Annotated in this window: 12 protein-coding genes and 1 pseudogene; 9 read left to right on the top strand and 4 right to left on the bottom strand. The window is 71.5% G+C overall.

Annotated elements, in window-relative coordinates:
- Window positions 1–65: 65 nt before the first annotated feature.
- On the bottom strand, window positions 66–1,136 hold the full coding sequence (hemE, locus tag CG719_RS33900; protein ID WP_100572548.1) for a uroporphyrinogen decarboxylase: 1,071 nt from the start codon (window positions 1,134–1,136) through the stop codon (window positions 66–68).
- Window positions 1,137–1,260: 124 nt separating this feature from the next.
- Here hemE and CG719_RS33895 point away from each other — a divergent pair, with 124 nt between their 5' ends.
- The 3 genes from CG719_RS33895 to CG719_RS33885 all read left to right on the top strand — a co-directional run bounded on the left by CG719_RS33895 (window position 1,261) and on the right by CG719_RS33885 (window position 4,549).
- The gene (locus tag CG719_RS33895; protein ID WP_100572547.1) at window positions 1,261–1,953 is read left to right on the top strand and encodes a DUF3000 domain-containing protein; all 693 of its coding nucleotides are present in this window, start codon (window positions 1,261–1,263) and stop codon (window positions 1,951–1,953) included.
- Window positions 1,954–2,303: 350 nt separating this feature from the next.
- On the top strand, window positions 2,304–2,966 hold the full coding sequence (locus tag CG719_RS33890) for a response regulator transcription factor (protein ID WP_100572546.1): 663 nt from the start codon (window positions 2,304–2,306) through the stop codon (window positions 2,964–2,966).
- Between the two features lie 293 nt (window positions 2,967–3,259).
- Window positions 3,260–4,549, top strand: a complete 1,290-nt coding sequence (locus CG719_RS33885) for an HRDC domain-containing protein (protein ID WP_100572545.1) — start codon at window positions 3,260–3,262, stop codon at window positions 4,547–4,549.
- 48 nt (window positions 4,550–4,597) lie between these two features.
- On the opposite strand, the gene CG719_RS33880 is transcribed toward CG719_RS33885, so the two are convergent.
- The 3 genes from CG719_RS33880 to CG719_RS33870 are packed head-to-tail and all read right to left on the bottom strand — an operon-like array spanning window position 4,598 to window position 7,676.
- A complete protein-coding gene (locus CG719_RS33880) occupies window positions 4,598–5,428 on the bottom strand; it encodes a carbohydrate ABC transporter permease (RefSeq protein WP_100572544.1) in 831 nt (276 codons plus the stop codon).
- Entirely contained in the window at window positions 5,425–6,360 is a 936-nt protein-coding gene (locus tag CG719_RS33875) for a carbohydrate ABC transporter permease (RefSeq protein WP_100572543.1), read from the bottom strand. Before CG719_RS33875 ends, CG719_RS33880 begins: the two co-directional genes overlap by 4 nt.
- Window positions 6,360–7,676 (bottom strand): ABC transporter substrate-binding protein, encoded by a 1,317-nt coding sequence (locus CG719_RS33870; RefSeq protein WP_100572542.1) that lies wholly within the window; start codon window positions 7,674–7,676, stop codon window positions 6,360–6,362. The genes CG719_RS33875 and CG719_RS33870 overlap by 1 nt, the downstream gene beginning before the upstream one ends.
- Before the next feature lie 178 nt (window positions 7,677–7,854).
- Between CG719_RS33870 and CG719_RS33865 the strand changes: the two genes are divergently transcribed.
- The 6 genes and pseudogenes from CG719_RS33865 (at window position 7,855) to CG719_RS33840 (ending at window position 15,648) form a co-directional block, all read left to right on the top strand.
- Window positions 7,855–10,281: a glycoside hydrolase family 2 protein gene (locus CG719_RS33865; protein WP_100572541.1), complete on the top strand. Its 2,427-nt coding sequence runs from the start codon at window positions 7,855–7,857 to the stop codon at window positions 10,279–10,281.
- The gene (locus tag CG719_RS33860) at window positions 10,278–11,306 is read left to right on the top strand and encodes a LacI family DNA-binding transcriptional regulator (protein ID WP_100572540.1); all 1,029 of its coding nucleotides are present in this window, start codon (window positions 10,278–10,280) and stop codon (window positions 11,304–11,306) included. Before CG719_RS33865 ends, CG719_RS33860 begins: the two co-directional genes overlap by 4 nt.
- A 117-nt stretch (window positions 11,307–11,423) precedes the next feature.
- Window positions 11,424–12,653 carry a thiolase family protein gene (locus CG719_RS33855; RefSeq protein ID WP_100572539.1) on the top strand — a complete coding sequence of 410 codons (1,230 nt, stop codon included), beginning with the start codon at window positions 11,424–11,426 and terminating at the stop codon, window positions 12,651–12,653.
- Window positions 12,650–14,779 (top strand): 3-hydroxyacyl-CoA dehydrogenase NAD-binding domain-containing protein, encoded by a 2,130-nt coding sequence (locus CG719_RS33850; protein ID WP_100572538.1) that lies wholly within the window; start codon window positions 12,650–12,652, stop codon window positions 14,777–14,779. The genes CG719_RS33855 and CG719_RS33850 overlap by 4 nt, the downstream gene beginning before the upstream one ends.
- An 81-nt stretch (window positions 14,780–14,860) precedes the next feature.
- Window positions 14,861–15,178 (top strand): annotated as a pseudogene (locus CG719_RS33845) (TetR-like C-terminal domain-containing protein); the annotation flags it as partial.
- A 275-nt stretch (window positions 15,179–15,453) separates the two neighbouring features.
- Window positions 15,454–15,648: a hypothetical protein gene (locus tag CG719_RS33840; RefSeq protein WP_159025016.1), complete on the top strand. Its 195-nt coding sequence runs from the start codon at window positions 15,454–15,456 to the stop codon at window positions 15,646–15,648.
- Window positions 15,649–15,699: the final 51 nt, after the last annotated feature.

Below are 15,699 nucleotides of genomic sequence, written 5' to 3'. Positions count from 1 at the left end.
GCGGAGCACCGAAGGGCCCGCCCGGACCCTTCCCCGGCGCGTCGGCGCCGGGGAAGGGCGGCGGCTCAGCGTGCGGTCTGCGTGTGGACGTACTCGACGAGGTGGGTGAGCGCGTCGGGATCGGTCGAGGGCATGACGCCGTGGCCGAGGTTGAAGATGTGGCCCTCAAGCCCGGCGGCCGAGTCCAGCACCTCCCGGGCCTTGGCCTCCATGGCCTGCCGGGGGGCGAACACCGAGGTCGGGTCGAGGTTGCCCTGGAGCGCCTTGCCGGGGCCGACACGGCGGGCGGCCTCGTCGAGCGGGACCCGCCAGTCGACGCCGACGACGTCCGCGCCCGCGTCACCCATCAGGCCGAGCAGTTCGCCGGTGCCGACACCGAAGTGGATGCGCGGGACGCCGTACCCGGCGACCGCCTCGAAGACCTTGGCGGAGGCCGGCAGCACCGAGCGGCGGTAGTCGACGGGCGAGAGGGCGCCGGCCCAGGAGTCGAAGAGCTGCACGGCGCTGGCGCCCGCCTCGATCTGCACCTTCAGGAAGGCGGTCGTGATGGCGGCGAGGCGGTCGAGCAGGTCGGCCCACAGCTCGGGGTCGCCGTACATCATCGCCTTGGCGTTCTCGTACGTCCGGGAGGGGCCGCCCTCCACCAGGTAGCTCGCGAGGGTGAAGGGGGCGCCGGCGAAGCCGATGAGCGGGGTGGACCCCAGTTCGCGGGTGAGCAGGCCGATCGCCTCGGTGACGTAGGAGACGTCCTCGGGGGTCAGGTCGCGCAGCCGGGCGAGGTCCTCGCGGGTGCGCACCGGACGCTCGACGACCGGGCCGATGCCGGGCTTGATGTCCAGGTCGACGCCGATGGCCTTGAGGGGCACGACGATGTCGCTGAAGTAGATCGCCGCGTCCACGTTGTGCCGGCGGACCGGCTGGAGCGTGATCTCGGCGACCAGCTCCGGACGCATGCAGGACTCGAGCATGGGGATGCCCTCGCGCACCTTGCGGTACTCCGGCAGGGAGCGCCCGGCCTGCCGCATGAACCACACCGGGGTGTGCGGCACGGGTTCACGCCTGCACGCCTTCATGAAGGCGGAGTCGTAGGTGGCTGTCTGCGGCTGCCGGCTTGCGGGCGTCTCGTTGGCACTCACGTCCGCAAGTCTCGCATGCCCCCGATGACGCGAAGGCCCCGGTGTGCGGTCCCGGACGGCGCCGCCGACGGCGGCGGGGTGTGTTGCCCTGCACGAAGGCCCGGTTCCCCTTAATCTTCCCGGCATGGCTGCGGCTCAGGGACGACTGTCGGACGGCACGGGCGGAATGGACGATCCGAAGGATCCGGGAAATCCAGGAAAGGGGGACGGCGATACGAGCAGGAAACCCCAGGCTCCGTTGCCGTTCCGGGCGGCGGTCGACGCGTTGAGGGCGGCGCGGCTGCGGCCGCAGCTGGAGATCGAGCAGGTTCCGCCGCCGCAGCGGCTCGCCCCGTTCACGTACGCCCTGGAGGCCACGGTCGTCGACGGGGAGCAGGACCTGGCCGACGGCCGCCTTGTGCTGCTGCACGATCCCGCCGGGCACGACGCCTGGCAGGGCACCTTCCGGCTGGTGACGCTGGTACGCGCGGAACTGGAGGCGGAGATGGCCGCCGACCCGCTGCTGCCGGACGTGTGCTGGTCGTGGCTGACCGGGGCGCTCCAGGCGCGCGGGCTGATGTACGGCGAGCCGAGCGGGACCGTCACGCGCGCGAGTTCGCACTACTTCGGCGGGCTTTCGTCGCGCCCTGCCGCCTCGCAGATCGAGATCCGTGCCTCCTGGACGCCCCGGGAGGGGATGGGCGGGGTGCCGGACACCGCGGCGCACCTGGCGTCCTGGTGCGATCTGCTCGCCCAGGTCGCCGGGCTGCCACCGGCCGGTCCCGGGGACGCGTCGGTGGTGACGCTGCCACAGCGGCGCGGCCCGCAGCCGCGCTGACCACCGACCGGCCGCTGACGGCGGTCCCGCACCCTCGCTGACGACGACCCCTCACCCATGCGCGTACACCTGTCCGGGTGGCCCACCGACTTCTTGCCGTTTCTTTGTCGATACGGCCACTTTCAGGCAGGTATCGCTCCCGAATGGCCCCAAGCGGCCCCAAGCGTACCGATTCGACCTTCGGATTATCGCCAATGCGTTCGAATTAAACGCTCGGGCAGTCACCAGATCGTGATCATTCTCTAAAGGACACCGGGTTTGGTGCCGAAGACCACTGTGACCTTGCAAGCACGGTTCTTCCGGCTTCATCCCCACAAGCCGGCCCCGTCCCCCCACCCCCAGGAGGCCTGGTGTCCGTTCTCCTCGAGCAGCCCGCAAGCCTGGTCGCCTACCGTCCGAACAAGCCGACTGCCATGGTCGTCGTGGCGGACCCGCGCGTCCGTTCCACCGTCACCCGCCATCTGTGGGCGCTCGGAGTCCGTGACGTCATCGAGGCTTCGTCCGTCGCGGAGGCCCGTCCCCGTATCGGCAATCCGCGGGACATCTGCGTAGCCGACGTCCACCTGCCCGACGGCTCCGGGCTCACCCTGCTGTCCGAGACCCGGGCCGCCGGATGGCCCAACGGCCTGGCCCTGTCCGCCGCCGACGACATCGGCGCCGTCCGCAACGCCCTGGCGGGCGGTGTGAAGGGCTATGTCGTCACCGGCACCCGCACCAACGTCGGGCTCCCCACCCGGCCCGGCGCCGCCCCCATCGGCGCCGCGGCCGCCCGGCTGCACCGCCGTCCCCCGGGTGCCCCGAGCCACCCGGGTGGTTTTCGTGAGCTGTCCGGCCGCGAGGTCGAGGTGCTGCGGCTGGTCGCGGAGGGCCAGTCGAACAAGGCCATCGGCGTCTCGATGGGCCTGTCCGCGCTGACCGTCAAGAGCCATCTCGCCCGCATCGCCCGCAAGCTCGGCACCGGCGACCGCGCCGGCATGGTCGCCGTGGCGCTGCGGACCGGCATCATCCACTGACCGCCTCGACCGCCCTGACCAGCATCTTTCTCGAATTGTCCGGCCCCGTCCCCGATTCCCCGCTCGCTCCCTTCCCCCCACTCCCCTCTTCACCCCCCTCTCGCCGCCGGCACGCACCGCAGCCGATGCGTCCGCCCCGGAAACCGTCCCCTCCCCCAGGTCGCGCCCCGCGCGTGCCCCTTGCCGGTCGTGCACCGGACGTCTCACCTGCCTGACCGGTTTACGACCCCCCGGCGCCCGCCGACGGAACGTTCCGTCGGCGGGCGCCGTCCATCCACGGATACTCTTGACATGTGACCGACGCCCAAGAGACCGCAGCAGACAGTTCACTGCGAACCACCGGAGGCGCCCCTCCGGAAGACGGCGGATCTTCTGGTACCGGGGCGCCGATTCCCCTGCTCGAACCCCGTGAGGGCATCCCGCCCGTGATCGCCGACGCGGACGCGCTCGCCGAGGTGACCGCCGCGTTCGCGGCCGGCTCCGGCCCCGTCGCCGTCGACGCCGAACGGGCCTCCGGCTACCGCTACGGCCAGCGCGCCTACCTGGTGCAGCTGCGCCGCGAGGGCGCCGGCACCGCGCTGATCGACCCCGTCGCCTGCCCCGACCTGTCCGGACTCGGCGAGGCACTGTCCGGGACCGAGTGGGTGCTGCACGCGGCCACCCAGGACCTGCCGTGCCTGCGCGGGATAGGTATGCAGCCGACCAGCCTGTTCGACACCGAACTGGCCGGCCGGCTCGCCGGGTTCCCGCGGGTCGGGCTCGGCGCGATGGTCGAGGGCGTGCTGGGCTACGTCCTGGAGAAGGGCCACTCCGCCGTCGACTGGTCGAACCGCCCGCTCCCCGAGCCCTGGCTGCGGTACGCGGCACTCGACGTGGAACTGCTCGTCGACCTGCGCGACGCCCTGGAGAAGGAACTGGACCGCCAGGGCAAGCTGGAGTGGGCCCTCCAGGAGTTCGACGCCATCGCCTCGGCGCCGCCGGCCGAACCGCGCAAGGATCCCTGGCGGCGCACCTCCGGAATGCACAAGGTGCGGCGCAGGCGGCAGCTCGCGGTCGTCCGGGAGCTGTGGGAGACCCGGGACCGGATCGCCCAGCGCCGGGACGTCTCGCCGGGCAAGGTGCTCTCGGACGCGGCCATCGTGGAGGCCGCGCTCGCCGTGCCCGCCAACGCTCACGCGCTCGCCGCGCTGAACGGCTTCGGTCACCGGACCAGTAGGCGGCAGATCGAGCAGTGGCAGAGCGCGGTGGACCGGGCCAAGGCCCTGCCCGAGTCGGCGCTGCCGCAGCAGGGACAGCAGGTGACCGGGCCTCCGCCGCCGCGGGCGTGGGCCGACAAGGACCCGGTGGCGGCGGCCCGGCTGGCCGCCGCCAAGGCCGGGGTGTCGGAGCTGGCCGAGCGGCTGAACATGCCGCAGGAGAACCTCGTCTCGCCGGACACCGTACGGCGCCTGTGCTGGGAGCCGCCGCAGGGCGCCGACGCCGATGCGGTGGGCGCCGCCCTCGCCGGGTACGGTGCGCGGCCCTGGCAGGTGGAGCAGGTCGCGCCGACGCTGGTGAAGGCGCTGGCGGCCCGGGACGTGTAGGGCACGACCCGCGCCCCCTCCGGCGCCCGCTGTCCGTGCCTGGTCGCCCTACCTCGTCGCTCCCTTCATGAAGCCGTTGTAGATGAAGCGCTGAAGGAACAGGAAGACGACCAGGGTCGGCAGGATCACGAGCACCGCTCCCGCCGAGATCGTCTCCCAGTGGGCGCCGAAGGGGCCGCGGAAGCGGAACAGCGACGTCGAGATCACGCCAAGGTCGTCGGAGGGCATGTAGAGGAAGGGGATGTAGAAGTCGTTGTAGACGGTGATCCCCTTCACGATCACGACCGTCGCGATCGCGGGCTTCAGCAGCGGGAAGATGATCTTCCGGTAGATCGTGAAGGAGTTGGCGCCGTCCAGGCGGGCCGCCTCGTCAAGGGACACGGGGATCGACCGGACGAACTGCAGGAAGATGTAGATCGACACGATGTCCGTGCCCATGTAGAGGGCGATCGGCGCCCAGCGCGTGTCGAAGAGGCCGAAGCTGTTGACGATCTGGAAGGTCGCCACCTGGGTGGTGACCCCGGGGACCAGCGCGGCGACCAGGAACAGCGTCACCACGAGCTTCTTGAAGCGGAAGGTGAACCGGTCGATGGCGTAGGCCGTCATCGAGCCGATCAGTACCGTGCCGCCGACGGCGAAGAACAGGATGAAGGCCGTGTTGCCGAACGCGGAGAGCATCCGGCCGTCCTGGAACGCCGTGGCGTAGTTGGCGAAGTTCAGCAGGTCGCCGGGGAGCGTGAGCGCCCCGCCGTCGTCGGCCATCTCTTCCGGCGTCTTCAGCGAGGTCAGCAGGACCGCGCCGAGCGGGAGCAGCACGACCACCGACGCGGCGGCCAGCGAGACGTAAACAAGCGTGCGGGCGACGATGCGGCGCGTCATACCAGGTCCACCCTGTCGTCGGGGACGAGACGCCGCTGCGCCCAGGTCGCTGCCAGGACGATCAGCAGCAGCACGACCGCCGCCGCCGAGGCGAGCCCCGTCTTGTTGAACTGGAAGGCCAGCTTCACGGTCTGGATCACGAAGGTCTCGGTGCCGGTCGCCCCGCCGGTCATGATGTACGGGATCTCGAAGGCCGCCAGCGAGCCGGAGACGGACAGGATCACGGTCAGCGTGAGCACCGGCTTGATGCCGGGCACGATGATGTGCCGGAACTGCTGCCGGCGGTTCGCCCCGTCCAGTTCGGCCGCCTCGTACAGCTCCCCCGGGATGGACTGGATCGCGCCCAGGAACAGGACGAAGTTCAGGCCCAGGTAGCGCCAGACGGAGACCCCGGCGAGCGAGGTGTTCGCGGAGACGGGCGTACCCAGCCAGGCGTGCGAGGAGTGGTGGCCGAACAGGGCCAGGACGGAGTCGAGGGTGCCCCCGTCCTGGAAGAAGTAGAGGAAGACGAAGCCGATCGCGACCCCGTTGATCAGGTACGGGAAGAAGAGCACGCCCTTGAAGAAGTTCCTGAACCGCACGTCGAAACTGAGCACGGTGGCGAAGTAGAGGGCAGCGGCGATCTGGACGGCGGAGGCGGCGAGGTAGTAGCCGCTGACGAAGAACACCTCGAACAGCTCGGGGCGGGTGAACAGCTCGGCGTAGTTGTGGGCGCCGGTGTACCGCAGCTCGGGGCTCACCCCGTCCCAGTCGGTGAAGCTGTACGCGACCATGTTGGCGACCGGCGCGTAGGTGAAGGTGATCAGCAGCGCGAGCGGGGCGAGCAGGAAGAGCCACGGGGTCAGCCCCCGCCGCACGCGCGCGCGGCGCGGGGCGGGGGCCGGGGCGGCGGCGACGGGTGGCGCGGCCGTCCGGGCGGTGGTGTCCGTCATCAGGACCCCGTGTCCTTCCGCGCCGCGTCCCACTTCCCGCCGAGGTCGCCGAGGAAGCCGTCCAGGCTGCCCTTGCGGGCGCCGCGCGCGAGGTCGACGAGATTCTGCCGGTAGCCGGGCTTGTAGATGCCGACCTCGGACTCGTCGTCGATCAGCTTCACCCGGGCGCCGGCGGTGTCGTCCAGTTCGATGAGCTTCACGCCCGCGTCCGTGTAGGGCGTGAGGACCGCCGGCAGGGGCGCGTCCTTCAGCGGGGAGATGGCGAGGTTGTCCTTGTCGTAGCCGGACTTGTCGGTGAACCAGTCGATCCAGGCGCGGGCCGCCTCCTTGTGCCGGGAGTGGATGTTGACGGCCTGGTTGTAGTCGGGGCCCACGACCCCGCAGAACGTGCCGTCCTTCTGGGCCGGGAAGGGCATGAACCCGATGTCGGCGGGGTCCACTCCGGCCTTCTTCGCCGCGTCCTGGAACTGGATGATCGCCCAGGTGCCGAGCCACTGCGTGGCGATCTCGCCCTTGGCCAGCCGGGCCTTGGACGCCTCCCAGTTGGTGGTGGTCGGGTCCCTCTCGGCCAGGCCCCGGCGCACGATGTCGTACAGCAGCGTGTCGCCGACCCGCAGGTCGGCGCCCTGCGCCCAGGGGTCCCCCTCGGCCAGCTTCGTGGTCGCGCCGGTGTCGCAGTGCACGGAGCCGTTGACGTAGGTCCAGGAGGTCAGCGGCCACTGGGCGGCGAAGTTGGTGTAGTACGGGATCGCACCGGTCCTGTCCTTGACTGCCTTCAGATCGGCCAGGAACTCGGCGGACGTGGTGGGCCATCGGGTGATCCCGGCCCGTTCCCAGACCTTCTTGTTGTAGACGAAGCCGGGCATCACGCCGATCGGGCTCTGCCCGTAGACCTTGCCGTCGACCGTGGTGAAGTCGGTGAACCGGTACTTCTCGGCGCGTTCGGCCCGGGTGCCGAGCGAGGCGAAGAACCTCGGGTAGTCGCTCTTCTTGATCACGCCGGGGATCATCAGGACGTCACCGTAGTTCTCGGTGTTCATCCGGATCTTGACCTCGGACTCGTAGTCGGTGAGGGCCTGGAACTCCACCTTCACCTTCGGATACGTCCGGTTGAACGCGGCGGCGTACTTCTTCATCGTGCCGTCCTGCACCAGGTCGGTGCGCTGGGTGAGGACGGTGATGGTCCCGCTCACCTTCGCGGGGTCCTTCGGCGCCTCGGCGTCCTGCCCCTTGGCGGCGCCTCCGGTGCCGGTGCACCCGGCGAGCAGCAGGGCGGTGGTCGCGACGGCGGCGGTGAGGAATGTGCGGCGGTTCATGTGCGTCAGCTCCGTTCTGCGGACGGACGAGCACTGCGGATTGGGCCGGTCCTCCGGCCGGGCGGCCGGGTTGGCTGGTTCGGCACTCTGACAGCGCTTTCTCAACCGGTAAAGTCCGAATCTCGCCAACGCCGCTACATCGCAGACCAATTGGGTTGGACCGGTTCAGGGAGGGCGCATGCTTCGGGCCACACCGCTCACCGAGGGATGGATCCTGCGGCACCCCGACGACACGGGTGCGGCGCTCCCGGCGGCCGTGCCGGGCTGCGTGCACACGGATCTGCTGGCCGCGGGACTGATCCCGGATCCCTTCCTCGGCCGGAACGAGGCGGACGTGGCCTGGGTGGGCCGCCGGGAGTGGACGTACGAGAGGCGGCTGGCCACCGGCTCGGGGCACGAGCGGACCGACCTGGTCTTCGACGGGCTCGACACCGCCGCCGAGATCACCCTGGACGGGGAACCGCTGGGCCGGGTGCGCAACATGCACCGCTCGTACCGTTTCGACGTGACCGGCCGTCAGGGCGGCCTGGCGGTGCGCTTCGACTCCGCGTACACCGAGGCGGAGGCCGTGAGGGCGCGGGTCGGTGAGCGGCCCGGCGCCTATGCCGAGCCCTACGCCCATATCCGCAAGATGGCCTGCTCCTTCGGCTGGGACTGGGGGCCGACCCTGGTCACGGCGGGCATCTGGCGCCCGGTGCGGCTTGAGTCGTGGTCCACGGCCCGGATCGACCGGGTGCGCCCTCTCGTCACCGTCGAGGAGGGCACGGGCGTGGTCGAGGCGCACATCGAGGTGGAGCGGACCCGCCCGGAGGCCGAACTCGCCGTCGAGGCACGGGTGGGTGGGGTGCGGGCGCGCGCGGCCGTCGACGGCACGACCGGGGTGGTGCGGCTCCGGGTGCCGGACGCCGACCTGTGGTGGCCCCGGGGGTACGGCGGACAGCCGCTGTACGAGCTGGAGTTGACGCTGCTGCACGGCGCGGAGGCGCTGGACGCGAGGCGTCTCAGGATCGGCTTCAGGACCGTGGAGCTCGACACCTCAGCCGACGCGCACGGCACCGGTTTCACCCTCGTGGTCAACGGGGAGCGGCTGTTCGCGCGGGGCGTCAACTGGATCCCGGACGACGTGTTCCCCTCCCGGGTCACCCGCGAACGCTACCGGGAGCGGCTCGGCCAGGCGGCCGCGGCGGGAGTGGACCTGGTCCGGGTGTGGGGCGGCGGGATCTACGAGAGCGCGGACTTCTACGACGCCTGCGACGAACTCGGCCTGCTGGTCTGGCAGGATTTCCCGTTCGCCTGCGCCGCCTACCCCGAGGAGCAGCCGCTGCGCGGCGAGGTGGAGGCCGAGGCGCGCGAGAACGTCGTACGTCTGATGCCGCACCCCTCGCTCGTGCTGTGGAACGGCAACAACGAGAACCTGTGGGGTTTCAGGGACTGGGGCTGGGAGCCGGAGCTGGCCGGCGACTCGTGGGGCGAGGGCTACTACCTGGGGCTGCTGCCCCGGGTGGTGGCCGACCTCGACCCGACCCGGCCGTACACGGCGGGCAGCCCCTGGTCCGGGTCCTGGGCGCACCACCCCAACGACCCGGCGCACGGCACCCACCACTCGTGGGAGGTGTGGAACCGGCGCGGCTGGGCCGACTACCGGCTGAACGTGCCGCGTTTCGTGGCCGAGTTCGGCTGGCAGGCGCCGCCCGCCCACGCGACCCTGCGGCGTGCCCTGCCCGGCGAGGAACTCGCCCCGGACTCCCCCGGCATGCTGCACCATCAGAAGGCCGAGGACGGCAACGGCAAGCTGGAGCGTGGTCTTGCCCCGCACTTCGCCCTGCCCGAGGGGGACTTCAACCGCTGGCACTACCTCACCCAGCTCAACCAGGCCCGCGCGGTGGCCGCCGGCATCGAGCACTGGCGCGCGCAATGGCCGGTGTGCGCGGGCACCATCGTGTGGCAGCTCAACGACTGCTGGCCGGTGACGTCCTGGGCGGCGATCGACGGCGACGGGCGGGAGAAGCCGCTGTACCACGAGCTGAAGCGGCTCTACGCGGACCGGCTGCTGACACTCGGGGAGCGGGACGGCGGGCTCGTGCTGGCCGCGGTCAACCAGTCGGCCGCGCCGTGGGCGGGTGAACTCACCCTGCGCCGGATGTCCGTGGCGGGCGAGGTGGTCGCCGCCACGCACACGGACCTGCGCGCCGCGGCGCGCACGGTCGCGGACGTCCCCGTCCCGTCCGAACTGGTGCCGGACGGGCCGAAGGAGTTCCTGGTCGCGGACGCGTCGGGGTCCCCCCGCTCGAGCGAGGGCGGGGGTGGCGGCGGCCTGCGCGCCCTGTACTTCCCGGTGCCGGACCGCGACATCCCCTATCCCCGGCCGGAGTTCGACGTGTCCGTGGCGCCGGGAGCGGTCACCGTGACGGCCCGCACCCTGGTGCGGGACCTGCTGCTCCAGGCGGACCGTCTTGCCGCGTCCGCGCGGGCGGACACGGGGCTGGTCACGCTGCTCCCCGGTGAACGGGTGACCATCGGGGTCGACGGCTGGCGGATCCCGGGCGGCCAGGAGGCGGCCGAAGCCGTCCGGGCCGCCCTGTACTGCGTGGAGCCCGTCCGATGACGGCTCCCCGCGTCACCATCAAGGACGTCGCCGCCCGTGCGGGGGTGTCCAAGGGGGCGGTGTCGCTCGCCTTCAACCGCAAGCCGGGGCTTTCGGAGGCGACCCGCGAGCGCATCTTCCAGGCCGCGCGCGAGCTGGGCTGGGCCCCGAACCCGGCCGCCCGGTCGCTGGCCGGTTCACGCGTGGACGTGGTCGGGCTCGCCATCTGCCGCCCGGCCCGGCTGCTCGGGCTCGAACCCTTCTACATGGAGTTCATCTCGGGCGTGGAGAGCGTCCTCTCCGAGCACTCCTGCTCGCTGCTGCTGCGGCTCGTGCGCGCGCCGCAGGAGGAGGCGGGCCTGCTGGAGACGTGGTGGAAGGCCCGGCAGATCGCGGGTTCGATCCTGGTCGACTTCCGCACCGACGATCCCCGGCCGGCCGTGGCACGGCGGATCGGGCTGCCCGCGGTGGCCGTGGGCCACCCGTCGCTGACCGGCGGGCTCACCTCGGTGTGGACCGACGACACCACCGCGGTCACCGAGGCCGTGCGCTATCTGGCGGCGCTCGGGCACCGGCGGATCGCCCGCGTCGGCGGCGCGGCGGCCCTCGGGCACACGGCGATCCGCGCGGCGGCGTTCGACACGGCGGCGCGGAGCCTGGGACTGGCCGGGGCATGGCAGGTGGCGACCGACTTCTCCGGCGAGACGGGGGCGCGGGCGACGCGGTCACTGCTGTCCGCGGCGCCGCCCGACCGGCCCACGGCGATCGTCTACGACAACGACATCATGGCGGTGGCCGGACTGTCGGTGGCGGCGGAGATGGGCCTGCGGGTCCCGGCCGACGTGTCCCTGCTGGCCTGGGACGACTCCCAGCTGTGCCGGCTGACCCATCCGACGCTGTCCGCGATGAGCCACGACGTGCACGGCTTCGGCGCCGACGTGGCCCGCACCCTGTTCGGCGTCCTCCTGGACGAGGGTCCGGGCCCGCATCCGGTGCCGACTCCGGTGCTGACTCCGCGGGGTTCGACGGCACCGCCGGACGTGTGACGTTCACCGCTGTGGGCGCGGGGACTGGGCAGTTACATTACTCATGAGTAGCATGGGGGTGAGCGCGCGCTCAGCGCTGCGCGGCAGTGCCGTTCCGCACCCTGGAGGAGAGCCATCGTGCCTCGTACCGTCAGGGACGTCGTCTTCGTCGACGGCGTCCGCACCCCGTTCGGCAAGGCGGGCCCGAAGGGCATTTACCACGAGACTCGCGCCGACGACCTCGTCGTCAAGGCGATCCGGGAGCTGCTGCGCCGCAACCCCGGTCTCGACCCGCGGCAGGTCGACGAGGTCGCCGTCGCCGCGACCACGCAGATCGGCGACCAGGGCCTGACCATCGGCCGCACCGCGGGCATCCTGGCCGGCCTGCCCGCCTCGGTGCCCGGCTACTCCATCGACCGGATGTGCGCGGGCGCGCTGACCGCCGTGACCACGGTGGCCGGCTCCGTCGCGTTCGGCGCGTACGACGTCGCCATCGCGGGCGGTGTCGAGCACATGGGCCGCCATCCGATGGGCGAGGGCGTGGACCCCAACCCGCGCTTCGTCAGCGAGAAGCTGGTCGACGAGTCCGCCCTGTTCATGGGCATGACCGCGGAGAACCTGCACGACCGCTTCCCGCACATCACCAAGCTGCGCGCCGACGAATACGCGGTGCGCTCGCAGGAGAAGGCCGCCAAGGCGTACGCCGACGGCAGCATCCAGGCCGACCTGGTCCCGATCTCCGTGCGCCGGACCACCCCGGAGGGCGGCGAGACCGGCTGGGGCCTGGTCACGGCGGACGAGCCGATGCGCCCGGGCACCACCCTGGAGGACCTGGCGGGCCTCAAGACGCCGTTCCGCGTGCACGGCCGGGTCACCGCGGGCAACGCGGCCGGTCTGAACGACGGCGCCACCGCCTCGATCGTCGCGAGCGAGGAGTTCGCCCGCGAGCACGGCCTGCCGGTCAAGATGCGCCTGGTCTCCTACGCCTTCGCGGGTGTGGAGCCGGAGGTCATGGGCTACGGCCCGATCCCGGCCACCGAGAAGGCCCTGGCCAAGGCGGGCCTGTCGATCTCCGACATCGGCCTGTTCGAGATCAACGAGGCCTTCGCCGTGCAGGTCCTGGCCTTCCTCGACCACTACGGCATCGCGGACGACGACGAGCGCGTCAACCAGTACGGCGGCGCGATCGCCTTCGGCCACCCGCTCGCCTCCTCCGGCGTCCGCCTGATGACGCAGCTGGCCCGCCAGTTCGAGCAGCAGCCGCAGGTCCGTTACGGCCTGACCACCATGTGCGTCGGCTTCGGCATGGGCGCCACGGTCATCTGGGAGAACCCACACTTCGAGAGCGCTTCCGGAGGCGACAAGTGAGCACCACCGCTGAGCTGTTGAAGGGCGCGGCCGAGCTGTTCCCGGGCGAGGTCGTCACACAGGCGCACGTACGCCACTTCGACCTGCCCCGGGGAGCGGGCCGCTTCGCCCTCATCACCCTGGACAACGGCCTGGACCACACCAAGCCGACCACCTTCGGGCCGGCCTCGCTGGCGAACCTGGACGCGGCGATCGACCAGGTGGAGAAGGAGGCCGCGGACGGCGAGATCGTCGGCGTCGGCATCACCGGCAAGCCGTTCATCTTCGCGGTCGGCGCCGACCTCAAGGGCGTGGAGCTGCTCAAGGAGCGCGAGCACGCGCTGGCCATCGGCAGGGGCGGCCACGAGGTCTTCAAGCGGCTGTCCACGCTGGCCGTGCCCACCTTCGCGTACTACAACGGCGCGGCGATGGGCGGCGGCGTCGAGGTCGGCCTGCACTGCACCTACCGCACGGTCTCCGCGGCCCTCCCGGCGTTCTCGCTCCCCGAGGTGTTCCTGGGACTGGTCCCGGGCTGGGGCGGCTGCACGCTGCTGCCGAACCTGATCGGCGCCGACCGGGCCGTCACGGTCGTCATCGAGAACAGCCTCAACCAGAACAAGCAGCTCAAGGGCGCGCAGGTCTACGAACTCGGCATCGCCGACGCGCTGTTCGAGGGCGCGGACTTCCTGGAGCAGTCGCTGGTCTGGACGACGGCGGTCCTCAAGGGCGAGATCGAGGTCGAGCGCCCGGTGATCGACCGGGGCGAGGCCTGGGACCAGGCCGTCGCGCGCGGCCGGTTCATCGCCGACTCCAAGGTGCACGGCGCGGCCCCCGCCGCCTACCGCGCCCTGGACATCATCGCCGCCGCGAGGAACGGCGACCTCCAGCAGGGCTTCGACGCCGAGGACGAGGCCCTCGCCGACCTGATCATGAGCGGCGAACTGCGCGCCGGCATCTACGCGTTCAACCTGGTGCAGAAGCGCGCCAAGCGCCCGGCCGGCGCCCCGGACAAGAACCTGGCGCGCCCGGTGACCAAGGTGGGCGTGGTCGGCGCGGGCCTGATGGCCTCCCAGCTCGCCCTGCTCTTCCTGCGCCGCCTCGAAGTGCCCGTCGTCCTCACGGACATCGACCAGGAGCGTGTCGACAAGGGCGTGGGCTACGTGCACGCCGAGATCGACAAGCTGCTCGGCAAGGGCCGCGTCAACCAGGACAAGGCCAACCGTCTCAAGGCGCTGGTGACCGGTGTCCTGGACAAGGCGGAGGGCTTCGCGGACGCCGACTTCGTCATCGAAGCGGTCTTCGAGGAGATGGGCGTCAAGCAGAAGGTGTTCGCCGAGGTCGAGGCGGTCGCCCCGCCGCACGCGATCCTCGCCACCAACACCTCCTCCCTCTCCGTCACGGAGATGGCGTCGAAGCTGAAGCACCCCGAGCGGGTCGTCGGCTTCCACTTCTTCAACCCGGTCGCGATCCTGCCGCTGCTGGAGATCGTCCGCGGCGAGAAGACCGACGATGCCTCGCTGGCGACCGCCTTCGGGGTGGCCAGGAAGCTGAAGAAGACCGCGGTCCTGGTCAAGGACGCCCCGGCGTTCGTCGTGAACCGCATCCTGACCCGCTTCATGGGCGAGATCCAGAACGTCATCGACGAGGGCACCCCGGTCGACGTGGCGGAGCGTGCGGTGGAGCCGCTCGGCCTGCCCATGTCCCCGCTGGTGCTGCTCGAACTGGTCGGTCCGGCGATCGGCCTGCACGTCTCGGAGACCCTCCACCGGGCCTTCCCGGACCGCTTCACGGTCTCCCCGAACCTCAAGGCCGTCGTCGAGGCCGGCAAGCGCGGCTTCTACGTGTACGACAGCGGCAGGCCCGAGCTGGACCCGGAGGTCGCCGCCCTTCTGCAGCAGGGCGACAGCGTCCTGACGGAGGAGCAGGTGCGGGCGCGGGTGCTCGACGCGGTCGCGCAGGAGATCGGGCTCATGCTCGACGAGGGCGTCGTGGCCGAGGCCCAGGACATCGACCTGTGCCTGATCACCGGCGCCGGCTGGCCCTTCCACCTCGGCGGCATCACGCCGTACCTGGACCGCGAGGGCGTGTCGGAGCGCGTGAACGGCAGGCGGTTCCTGGAGCCGGGGGTGGCGAGCGTCCCGGCGTAACGCCTCCCGGCCCGCAGCGGCCCCGCACCGCCGTCCGCCCCTGTCGCTCATCGCAGCGGCAGGGGCGGACGCGTACCGCGGGCCCGGCTCGTGCAGGGCACCTTGGCCGACCCACTGCAAGGAGCCCTGTTCAAGGCCGCGATCGCCGCCGCCCCCTGTGAGGCGAAGACGGTCGAGGCCCTGCACCGCTTCTACGACATCCGCGCCAAGGAGTGGGCACCCTGCGTCCAGCAAGCCATCGACCGGGTCAAGGTGCCTGAGGGCACCGATGTCCACGAGGTAATCCGTGCTGTCTTCGCCCCCCTCTACTACCGCCTGCTGACCAGAAGCGACCGCCTCGACGAAGCCACCGCGGACCACGCCGCCGAGGCTGCAGCGCGTGTGGGAGCGTATCTGCGGGCGACGAAGGTCGTGCGCGACCGGCCTCCCGCATCCGTCGCTGAGCGCGGGTCACCATGCGTGATCTCCGGGGGCACAGCATTTCCAGGTTCCGCCGGCCTCGGCGGCGAGTTGGGCGGTGGTGCCGTCGTGGTAGCCGAGCATGCGGGCGACCACGGGGGCGGGGGCCCGGAGTACGAGGTGGCGGATCGCCGAGGTGCGTCCCTCGCCGGGTGGGGAAGCCCAGGTCGCGGAGGCGGCTTACCCTCCTCCGGCAGGCCGTCAACCGCAACGACATGCCTCTCCAGGACCGCGTGGCCGCCGCGCTCGTCCTCCTCTACGCGCAGCCGCTCACCCGGATCACACGGCTCACCATTGACGATGCCCTCCGTGAGGACGGCGAGGTCCAGATCCGGCTCGGCGACCCGCCGTCGCCCGTCCCTGAGCCCTTCGCCGGCATGCCGCATCGGCCGCAGATCCCGCGCCGGTAGCGCCTGGCTTCCTGGCCGCGGCGTTCGCAGGTGAAGTCACCGGGCGCCCGG

Origin of the sequence: Streptomyces sp. CB01373, assembly GCF_002803075.1 — a bacterium.
GTDB lineage: Bacteria > Actinomycetota > Actinomycetes > Streptomycetales > Streptomycetaceae > Streptomyces.
The sequence above is the reverse complement of the archived record's forward strand: the minus strand, read 5'-3'. Positions and strand labels throughout refer to the sequence as shown.

Coding starts and splice junctions, on each gene's coding strand:
- CG719_RS33895 (WP_100572547.1), top strand. CDS start 1,261: ATGGCTGCGGCTCAGGGACGACTGTCGGACGGCACGGGCGGAATGGAC.
- CG719_RS33880 (WP_100572544.1), bottom strand. CDS start 5,428: ATGACGCGCCGCATCGTCGCCCGCACGCTTGTTTACGTCTCGCTGGCC.
- CG719_RS33875 (WP_100572543.1), bottom strand. CDS start 6,360: ATGACGGACACCACCGCCCGGACGGCCGCGCCACCCGTCGCCGCCGCC.
- CG719_RS33870 (WP_100572542.1), bottom strand. CDS start 7,676: ATGAACCGCCGCACATTCCTCACCGCCGCCGTCGCGACCACCGCCCTG.
- CG719_RS33865 (WP_100572541.1), top strand. CDS start 7,855: ATGCTTCGGGCCACACCGCTCACCGAGGGATGGATCCTGCGGCACCCC.
- CG719_RS33860 (WP_100572540.1), top strand. CDS start 10,278: ATGACGGCTCCCCGCGTCACCATCAAGGACGTCGCCGCCCGTGCGGGG.
- CG719_RS33840 (WP_159025016.1), top strand. CDS start 15,454: ATGCCTCTCCAGGACCGCGTGGCCGCCGCGCTCGTCCTCCTCTACGCG.